1 protein-coding gene is annotated in these 363 nt (G+C 65.8%); it reads right to left on the reverse strand.

Annotated features, from left to right (window positions below; translation table 11 throughout):
* Positions 1 to 363: ferrochelatase (locus KVT32_RS29150; RefSeq protein ID WP_217619321.1), on the reverse strand; the 363-nt coding region annotated here is incomplete at both ends.

The following is a 363-nucleotide window of genomic DNA, read 5'->3' on the forward strand; positions in this document are numbered from 1 at the left end:
CAGCACTTCCGGCAGTGAGGGCGAGCCGTAGCGCATCGCCATGCGTACCTGCACGCCTTCGTGGCCGCGCTGCTCGAGCGCCGCCTGCAGCAGCTGCGCCTGCCTTTGGGTATGCACCTTCAGCGGCGAACCCTCCTTCGTCCAGATCGTCTGGTATTTCTTGGCCGATGCGCCGGAGCGGAACGGCAGGATGATCAGGTTGAGAATGAACGACCACACCAGGCGCGGGATTTCGTCCACGCGCCGGTCGGACAGGAATTGCTTCAGGTAGCGCTTGTCCGCGGAACGGGTCGGCGCATCCGGCGTGCCGAGATTGACGAGGACGATGGCGCTTTGGGCAACGGTGCCGTGGGGGTGGGGCGG

Origin of the sequence: Achromobacter sp. GbtcB20, from assembly GCF_019091095.1 — a bacterium.
GTDB classification, from domain to species: domain Bacteria; phylum Pseudomonadota; class Gammaproteobacteria; order Burkholderiales; family Burkholderiaceae_B; genus Achromobacter; species Achromobacter mucicolens.